Annotated in this window: 8 protein-coding genes; 2 read left to right on the top strand and 6 right to left on the bottom strand. The window is 67.9% G+C overall.

Annotated features, from left to right (window positions below):
• On the bottom strand, positions 1–477 hold a 477-nt coding region (locus tag ABZZ74_RS46735; RefSeq protein ID WP_356950209.1), incomplete at its 3' end, for a transposase.
• Positions 478–859: 382 nt separating this feature from the next.
• Complete coding sequence (locus ABZZ74_RS46730) at positions 860–1,084, bottom strand: hypothetical protein (protein WP_356950208.1); 225 nt, start codon at positions 1,082–1,084, stop codon at positions 860–862.
• Between ABZZ74_RS46730 and ABZZ74_RS46725 the strand changes: the two genes are divergently transcribed.
• Positions 1,083–1,442: a hypothetical protein gene (locus tag ABZZ74_RS46725; RefSeq protein WP_356950207.1), complete on the top strand. Its 360-nt coding sequence runs from the start codon at positions 1,083–1,085 to the stop codon at positions 1,440–1,442. The genes ABZZ74_RS46730 and ABZZ74_RS46725 overlap by 2 nt on opposite strands.
• A 220-nt stretch (positions 1,443–1,662) precedes the next feature.
• Complete coding sequence (locus ABZZ74_RS46720) at positions 1,663–2,145, top strand: hypothetical protein (protein WP_356950206.1); 483 nt, start codon at positions 1,663–1,665, stop codon at positions 2,143–2,145.
• Positions 2,146–2,304: 159 nt separating this feature from the next.
• Here the strand turns inward: ABZZ74_RS46720 and ABZZ74_RS46715 are convergent, their stop codons facing one another.
• The 4 genes from ABZZ74_RS46715 to ABZZ74_RS46700 all read right to left on the bottom strand — a co-directional run bounded on the left by ABZZ74_RS46715 (position 2,305) and on the right by ABZZ74_RS46700 (position 6,230).
• Positions 2,305–2,553, bottom strand: coding sequence for a hypothetical protein (locus ABZZ74_RS46715; protein WP_356950205.1), 249 nt, complete (start codon positions 2,551–2,553; stop codon positions 2,305–2,307).
• Positions 2,550–3,884 (bottom strand): S8 family serine peptidase, encoded by a 1,335-nt coding sequence (locus ABZZ74_RS46710; RefSeq protein ID WP_356950204.1) that lies wholly within the window; start codon positions 3,882–3,884, stop codon positions 2,550–2,552. Before ABZZ74_RS46710 ends, ABZZ74_RS46715 begins: the two co-directional genes overlap by 4 nt.
• A 549-nt stretch (positions 3,885–4,433) precedes the next feature.
• On the bottom strand, positions 4,434–4,658 hold the full coding sequence (locus tag ABZZ74_RS46705) for a hypothetical protein (protein WP_356950211.1): 225 nt from the start codon (positions 4,656–4,658) through the stop codon (positions 4,434–4,436).
• Between the two features lie 1,005 nt (positions 4,659–5,663).
• The gene (locus ABZZ74_RS46700) at positions 5,664–6,230 is read right to left on the bottom strand and encodes a SigE family RNA polymerase sigma factor (protein ID WP_356950203.1); all 567 of its coding nucleotides are present in this window, start codon (positions 6,228–6,230) and stop codon (positions 5,664–5,666) included.
• Positions 6,231–6,440: the final 210 nt, after the last annotated feature.

The following is a 6,440-nucleotide window of genomic DNA, read 5'->3' as shown; positions in this document are numbered from 1 at the left end:
GGCCGAACACCGATTCCCACCAGCCGCCACACCGCTGGCCAGCAGGTTCGACCTCATCCAAGGCCCAGAACCCCGATTAACTGCGGAACCCGGGCGGAAGGGCACAAGATCGAACGGCGCCACCTCCAGCACGGAACGCTTCAGGACAGGTCTGACGGCTTTCGGGGCGAGGGAAGCGCGGGCAGCAGCTCCCACAACGGCCAAGCGGCCCTCCTTCTGGCGGACCCTGTCGCGCAGCCGGTCGTGGAACTCGACGAGCAGGCCCCGGATCTGCCAGCGGCGAGCGAAGGCGTGCACGCGTTTGAACGGCGGGAAGTCTGCGGGCAGGTTGGCCCACTTGACGCCGTTGTCGACCACGTAGCGGACCGCGTCGATCATCTGCCGGTGGTAGTAGCCCTCCGGCCGGCCGCCCCGTCCTTCCAGCCAGGCAGGAACCGGCAGTACGGCCCGGATGACCTGCCACTCTGACTCAGTCATGTCGGAGCCATAGCACCGGGCGCGGTCCGGCCGGTATGCCGCGTTGCCGAACCTGTGCGCGAGGCAGTCACACGACGGTGGCAGCGAGTTGGACTCCACGCACGCGAGCGCGAAAGACTGCGGCAACAGGGCCTCCTGGTACTCGGTTGGGATCGCACCCCCGAACTACCAAGAGGCCCTGCTGTCATGCTCCGGTTCTCGCGCGATCACCCGATCAGGAACCCTGTTCGACCAGACCAGCCCCGTGATCGATAAGCGGATGGCGTCTCAGACTGTACAGCGAGGCACCGATTTTGATCAGGCATGAGGGTCCGGCAGTAAGCTGACGGACCCTCATGCAACTGAGGGTTTCGCTGCGGGTGACGGTCAAGGTGAGGCCGGTCTAGGCGAAAAGGCCGTCGAGGGAGCCGGCCCGGTACGGCATCTGCTTCAGGCGGGTACGGGTCAGCTCGGCGAGGACATCGACGGTACAGGCGGCAAGGTTGCCCAGGTCGTTCTTCAGCAGCGCCCATACCCCCTCGGCCGGGTTCTTGTGGTTCCGCTGCAGCGGCATGACACTGTAGTGAGCGTCCTCCACGGTGACGTGCCAGCTGTGAGGGGGGAGCATGGACTCAGTCGAGCGGCGTATTCACGAGCGGGAGGGTGAGATTGGGCCTCGGCTCATTCGTGAGTTTCTCGCGCGTAAGGAGGCCGAAGACTACGCGGGATGCAAGCCCATTGGTTACGAGAACCGTGTGGGCTGGAAGCTCTACAGCACGGACTACTTCCAAAACGAGAGGTGCGTGTGGCTCACGTCTCGTGGGGAGCTGCTGAAGCGCGACCTTGCGAGGCCCGAGGTGGGCAACTGGTACCACTACTGGGCGTTCGTGCAGTGGTCAGACATCCCGGAGCACCTCCGCAGCTCCTTGGTCAAGGCGCTGACCAAGGACATCACCGTGACCGACCTCACCGCGCCGTGGGTGTGAGAGACGAAGCGTAACGCCTCACCCCGCCCTCCCGGCAGGCCGCGTGCCAGGCGTAGGCGGACTTCTGCGACACCGGCAGGGTCCGCGCCGCCTGAGGCGGCCTCGATCTGTCCAGGGGCAGCCTTCAGCGGCGTCCGTGATACGGGTCGGGTGCGGCTCTTTCTCAGTGAGCTGGTGGTGCCGTGCGCCGTTGCCGTGCGTGCGCGGACGGCGGATCGTCGTGTCCCAGGACGTGGTCTTGGAGGCGGCGATGGTGTCGTGGCTGGAGGAGATCGAGCGGCGGGAGGCGGCTGCCCGGGCCGAGATCAGTGAACTTCGCTCGCGGATGGAGGAGTTGGCTGGTCGTCTTGCCGAGCGGGAGGCTGTGCTGTCCCGGCTGGAGATCACACGGGAGACGATGACGGAGATCCTGTCCGGCGAGGGGGCGGTGATGGTGTCCGTGGACGATGCTGCGAAGGAAGTCCCGCTGCCGGTGGACCGGAGCGGGGCGGGATCGCCGGTCGGGGTGCGGCTGGTGCCGCAGTGGGAGCCTGGGGTTGAGGCAGATGTGAGAGGTCCAGTCCCCGGTAAGGCGGCCTGTCGCCCGACGCACGAACTCCGTACCCCGCCCTTCTTCCTATGGCAGTCCTCGGCTGTGATCGGGAGGCCAAGGGGCATCCGTCGGCGCGGCGATACGCAGTCAAACGGGCAGGCTGGCCTGTAGATGGGCCACGCGGGTGAGGCGGTTCAGATCCCGGCAGCCTCGATGTCCCCAGCGTTGATCAGTTCCGTCCTCAACTGCCCGCAGGGCGTCGGGGTGCTCGTGAAGGCTCCAGTTGCCATTGGAACGTCCCCGGACCCAGCCCGGGGAAGTTCCGCGGGCTCACTGGATCGGGGAGTCGGGCGGGGGGAGTCGGATGGTGCGCTCGCGGTCGACGGAGTCGACGCCGTCGATTGCCTCCAGGGCCGGTATCCGGTCCTCCGCGACGGTGCCGGAGAGGGTGCCGAGGAGCGGTTGCTCGCCCGTGACCGTCAGCCCGGCCCGCCGCAGGGCCTCGATCACGTCCGCGAGCCGGTCGGGGTCGACCGCCAGGATGACCCCGACCGGCTCGGACTGGGATGACTCGCTCACGGGGCCTGGAGCAGGCCGGCGCCTACGTCCCTGACGGGCTGCGTCAGCGGGAACGCACCGGACTTCAGAAGGGCCATGAGATCGGCGGCGGAAGCGTTCGGGTTCGCCTGGGCGAGCAGCGCGATGACACCCGCCGCGTGCGGCGTGGCCATGCTGGTGCCGCTCAGGTTCTGGTACCCGCCACCAGGGGCGGCCGAGCGCACGTCCCTGCCGGGCGCGGCGATGTTGATCTCGCCGCCCTGGCCGTTGATGCCGCCGTTGGACCAGAACGACGTCGTGAGCGCTTTGTCGAGCGAGGCCACCGCGAGGATCGAGGGACAGTTGGCGGGCCGGCTGACCGGCTGGATACTCGGGGGCCGCTGGCTGTCGTTGCCCGCGGCGGCGACGATGACCGTCCCGCGCCTGAGCGCGCGGAGGGCCAGGTGCTCGTACGTCTGCGGGAACAGCTCACCCGGTCGGACCCCCGCGCCGAGCGACATGGAGATCACCCGCGCGCCGTGGGCGACGGCCCAGGCCATGCCCGCCAGGATCTGGCCGTCGGATCCGCTGCCCGCGTTGCTGAGTACCTTCGCCGCGAGGATCCGGGCCTCGCAGGCCACGCCGTAGCGGGGCCCCTGCTGGGGGTGGGCCGGACCGGCGGCGGTGCCGATGCAGTGCGTGCCGTGGCCGTTGCCGTCCTCGACGGTCTGGCCGGGCACGAAGGAGGCCGTCGCCTCGATACGCCCGGCCAGGTCCGGGTGGTCGGTGTCCACGCCGGTGTCGAGGACGGCGATCTTCACGTCACGTCCGGTCAAGGTGGACAGGCTGGCCCGGATCGCCTGCAGGCCCCAGGTCCACCTCTGCTCGTCCCAGGCCGGTCCATGGGCAGCGGCCATTTCGGCCGTGGTGTGGCGGGTGACCACCTCCTCGTCGCTGCGGTAGGCCGGGAAGAACTCGGTCGGCGCCTGCTGCGGAGTGATGACCGGCGAAGCGTAGACCATACGCTCAGGCTCCGCCGCGATGATCGAGGACTCCGCCTCGGCCGTGGTCACCAGCGCGTGCCGCTGGTCAGGCCGCACCTCGACGACGGCGGCACCGAGCTCCTCGAAGAGCACTGAGACGTCGGGACGCTCGAGGAGTTCGGCGACGTTCGCGCTCTCGGTTCCCCGGACACGTTCGACAGACGCTATGTCGGCGGAAGAACGCAGGGCGTTCAGTCCGGCCTCCTGGTTGCTCGGGTCGAGCAGGACCACGTACCGACCGGTGTACTCCGTGCCCAGGCCCGTGACGTGACCATTGGGCCGTTCGGGGTGCCCGCCGAAGGAGGGCCTGTCCATGGGTCCGTTCGCCATTGCATTTCCCGCTTTCTGTGCGCTTCCCCCAGTTTCTGGACGCGCGCCGCATCACGGTGCCAGGGATGGTGGGCCGCGGCTCTTTCCGCGTACGACGCGTACTGCCGTCACCTGCAAGGTTGTCCTTGCCAGGCCGTCGGCACGCCCCCTGGAACACGGTCGCATTGGGCCCAGAGGGCCGCAACACAGCCGCGCCGCTGGTGGAAGAGCCCCCAAGCATCCGAAGTGGGTCTTGATCCGGCCGACGCCGACACCCATACTCCAGCGTCACGTGACGTCATACCTCAGCCCGACATACCGGACAATAGCGATCACGCATTTTCCCTGGCCGAGTCACGACGCTGCTCCTGTCAGCAAGAGGGCCAACGCTCGCGAAAGTGGGCCTTCGCCCCAGACCAGGCCATTTCCTTCAGATCATCAGATCGTTGGTTGAGTGTGTGTCGTTGGCTGATGCCCAGTGGGTGCGGGGATAGAGCCTCTGCTGCCGGACCGGACGCCGAAGCGGGGTGGGCGGTAGCGGGATCACCGGCAGGTGATCGACGCGAGCGTTCAGACCGAGGCGGCCCGCGCGACGACCCGAACACCACCGTGCCCCAGGACACGTGCCTCCGCGGCCATCAGTAGCCGTCGCTGCCGCTCATGCAGATGCGGGAACAACACCGTGAACTTCACAGTGAGTTGGGTACGGATCTCGTCCAGCGGGCCGCACGAGGTGAGCACCCGTCCGTCGAGGCAGTCATCGAAGCGGCCCTCCCAGGCGACGCGTTCTCGCACACCCGCTTGCCGCGGGGGTCGTTCGGCCAGGACCCAAGGAGAACTTCGTGCTGGGCGGGCCCCAGTGCGTCGGCGGCCGCCCAGATACCGCGGACTGGTCGGCCTCTTGAGCGTCGGCGAACTCACGTTGCCCGGTCCCGGACGGGCGGCGCGTCCGGCCACTGACGACAACGCACCGGACGGCCGCCGTACTGGCCGACGGGCAGCGGCTTGCCCGCCTGTCCGGCAGGTCATACGAGTCAGTGCTTGCTCGGCAGCGAGAGCACCGCGGTGGCCGCGGTGACGCCCGGCAAACCGACCCGTCACCGCGAGGGCCGACGGTCGCTGTACTTCGATCCTGCACCACTCTGTGACACCGAGTCATCCAAAGGAGTGCCTTCCCGGGGGACTCCTCCCCAGAAGAGGCCTCGTCTCCCTACCCTCCTTGGGATGGAAGTCGAGTATCTGCGCCATGGCGTGCCCTTGGCAGACTACCAACTGACCAAGGCCGATCATCGCCGCCAACACGAGGCTGTGCAGGTCCATGAGTGGGTCCAGCGTCAGCTCGCCAGGGCTCCTGCCTGGTCAGAGGAGCAGCGGAAGAAGATGCGCCAGCTCCTGGGACCTCCAACTCCTCCATGGGAGCTGCAGAGGTGGCGGTTGCGCTTGTACTGCGGCCACGTCATCGAGGCGATCCGTATCAAGAGCAGTCCACGACCCGATGGTGGGGTCTGCGACAAAGAGCGCTGTTCAGAGTGCGGGCTGGACCCAGCCGTGATCGTCGCCTTCGAACCTCTTGGACCAGTCGCTGAACCTCCGCAAAAAGACCGCTCTCAAAGGCCCGGTCATTCCGCCCGGAGGTCGCCCGCAGACAGGCGCAGCAAGGCCGAACTGAGAGCGGAGAACGTGGCGCTGCGCGCGGAGTTGGAGGCCCTGCGAGATCAGACATAACAGTGGTAGGCAGGGGGCACCCGCCGGTCGGTGAGCATCGTCCCGTGCCGAGAATGATGCGGTGCATCCCGCGCATCATCGGGCTCGTCGGCCATCCGTCGGGCATCGACGCTCGGTTGGGGACGCCGCAGCAGAACCAGGGTCTCGGCACTGCAACTCCTCGCGGAGCCTAGCGAGCGCACGGTGCAGAGTGCTTTTGACCGTTCCGGGCGCCATGCCGAGGGCGGCAGCCGTCTCCTCCGTGGTCATCCTTTCCCAGTACCGCAGCACCACGACACTGCGCTGCTGCGGCGTCAGCACGCGCATGATGTCCATCAACAGCGCGCGATCGGCATGCTGCTCCGCGGAGTCCTCGCCTCTCCTCTCTGGCAGCTGTGCCAAAGGGAGCTCCTGAAGTTTACGGGCCCGCCACCACTCCGTGCGAGTGTTGATCATGACGCGGCGCATATACGCGTCCGCGAGCTGCTTGTCCGCTATGCACTCCCACCGGCCGTAGGTGCCTAACAACGCGGTCTGCAGGAGATCCTGGGCGTCGAGCGGGTCGCCGACCAGGCGGCGGGCGCTGCGCAGCAGGGCGTCGTGCCGCGTACGGACGTATTCCTCGAAGTCCAGCACTATGGTGCGGGGTTGGCGGGGGTTCATGCGTGCGGTTCCTTTCGTGTGTGGGCGGCGGCGCCGGGCGGGCTGGTGGGCCCGGCGCCGTCCGTTGCTCACCGCCAGGGGCGCTCACCGCTAGGGGAGCGACGCGGTGCACCTGATGCGGCCGGCGTGGTGGCCGCATGCCTCCGCTTCCAGATGGAAGCCGTTGCCGTAAACGGCCTTGACGGCTCGGGTGTTCTGCGCGCCTCCCGA

The organism is Streptomyces sp. NPDC006476, from assembly GCF_040612015.1.
GTDB classification, from domain to species: Bacteria; Actinomycetota; Actinomycetes; order Streptomycetales; family Streptomycetaceae; genus Streptomyces; species Streptomyces griseorubiginosus_B.
This window is presented reverse-complemented; position numbering and strand designations above follow the sequence as displayed.

Bases quoted from the DNA above. Each gene is read 5' to 3' on its own strand.
- ABZZ74_RS46725 (WP_356950207.1), top strand. From the start codon at position 1,083: ATGGACTCAGTCGAGCGGCGTATTCACGAGCGGGAGGGTGAGATTGGG.
- ABZZ74_RS46730 (WP_356950208.1), bottom strand. From the start codon at position 1,084: ATGCTCCCCCCTCACAGCTGGCACGTCACCGTGGAGGACGCTCACTAC.
- ABZZ74_RS46710 (WP_356950204.1), bottom strand. From the start codon at position 3,884: ATGGCGAACGGACCCATGGACAGGCCCTCCTTCGGCGGGCACCCCGAA.
- ABZZ74_RS46700 (WP_356950203.1), bottom strand. From the start codon at position 6,230: ATGAACCCCCGCCAACCCCGCACCATAGTGCTGGACTTCGAGGAATAC.